The sequence below is a fragment of the Proteus mirabilis ATCC 29906 genome (genome assembly GCF_000160755.1).
GTDB lineage: Bacteria > Pseudomonadota > Gammaproteobacteria > Enterobacterales > Enterobacteriaceae > Proteus > Proteus mirabilis.
The window spans coordinates 136,102-137,810 of sequence record NZ_GG668578.1 but is presented as its reverse complement, the minus strand read 5'-3'; the positions used below and the strand labels follow the sequence as shown (position 1 = coordinate 137,810).

The 1,709-nt window shown below is 25.9% G+C and carries 2 protein-coding genes and 1 pseudogene; all 3 read right to left on the bottom strand.

The window, feature by feature from the left end; translation table 11 throughout:
• Positions 1–180: pseudogene (locus HMPREF0693_RS19495) on the bottom strand (peptidase M10); the annotation flags it as partial.
• Positions 181–629: 449 nt separating this feature from the next.
• Positions 630–1,136 carry a hypothetical protein gene (locus HMPREF0693_RS19490; protein WP_004244902.1) on the bottom strand — a complete coding sequence of 169 codons (507 nt, stop codon included), beginning with the start codon at positions 1,134–1,136 and terminating at the stop codon, positions 630–632.
• 306 nt (positions 1,137–1,442) lie between these two features.
• Positions 1,443–1,709 (bottom strand): M10 family metallopeptidase C-terminal domain-containing protein (locus tag HMPREF0693_RS08770; protein WP_004244901.1); only part of this gene is annotated, 267 nt, incomplete at its 5' end.

Below are 1,709 nucleotides of genomic sequence, written 5' to 3'. Positions count from 1 at the left end.
ATTTAAAGAGTAAGCGGCGCGTCCCGTATTGGAATTAAATCCATAGGTATTATTTTCAAGACGTGTGGTCATATTTTCGCCATAGAGATATTGTAACAATAATATATCTACTAGCATAAAGGTCATAGGATAAAGGCCACCAAAATCTGCATCTTTAATATCAGGACACTTATAGCTCATAACTGAGTATTTAATTGAATCTAATACTTTATGCTTTTCATTTAGTATGTATTCCCAAATATGAAATAGCCCTAGAGAATGACCTAATTCATGTATAAAAGTATGATATACAAATGAGCCGATTTTATGTTTATTTTGTTGGTATTCTTTGCGTAACTCATTATTACCCCTTGCTATTGTAATAGTTTTATCATTATTAATATAATATATATCATAGATATCTGCCTCATTTTCTATATATTCATCAATATTATCTTGCTTAATTGTTTTATAATATTCGCGTGAAGAAAAATCAATAAATATAGTACCCGGATCATCATGTTCTTCATCTGGTTTTATCTCTTTTATAGGTGTACCTTCCTCGTTAGGATGACTAGCACTGCCTTTTCGATAACCTGAAATGAATTTTGTACCAGATATATTAACAAATTGATTATAATAGCCAAATTTTAAATCAGCATTGGTATATGGTGATATTTTTTAAAAAATATAGGTACGATATCTGAGGTGTGTTGTAATATTTCTTCGATAACTTTTTGTTGATGAGGGAATATTGTTTCTTGAGTGGAGTAAATATAGATAGGTATATTATCTAGTATAGTATAAATATCATTTGCTATTTTTTTTATTCCTTCTTCTAATTCTTTTATTCTTTTTTTTGAAGCCTCACTATCTTTATCTTCAATGGTGTTTAATTCTTGTTTTTTTTGTTCTCTAATATTTACTAACCTATAATATTCATATATATCTTTTAGCGTTTTTTTTCTCATGTTGTCTGTTAATGGGTTTTTATTTTTTATAATTTCTCGGTATGTGTTATGATCTGGAAATGTATAAGTTATTGTTGTTATTTCATTTGGTGATTTTTTTGGCCAACCTATCATAGTTCCTGTTGTGATGATCCCTTTAGGTAAATAGAAATTAGTCGTTTCTTTAACATTTTTTACTATAGTCATATAAATTCCTTTCTTATTTAATAATAAATTATTTGCATTAATTATTATAAAATAAACTTATTCTATAATTAGCTAATTATTGTATTTTTGTTGTTTTATTACTTTTTGAAAAAACACATATCAGTATTTTTTATATTATTAGTTGGTTGTTATATTTATAGAAATAAAGTTTATAGAAACACACTATTTATTAGTGTGTTTTTAGTTGGTTATCGTTATTATGCTGGATTATTATTAATATAATAATTAATGATAATTTATAGAGAAATAGTTTAAAATTTTAACAAATCATATGATGAGATTTATTTATACTGCAAAGAGTTCATCATGGTTAAATATACCGACAATCTCTATATGTACAATGGACTTATCATCGTTAGAAGATGTTGAAACGTCTATGATGGTTTTGTTGGCTGGTTTGTTATGATTTAATGAAAATTCATTTTTACTTCCTGATAACTTATCAACTTTTTTCATTTTTGATATATCTATTTTTCTATAATCTCTAGTAATCAACGTTATTTTATCCTTGTTTTTTTCAAAATCCCAAATGAAACTATTGCTTTCAACGCT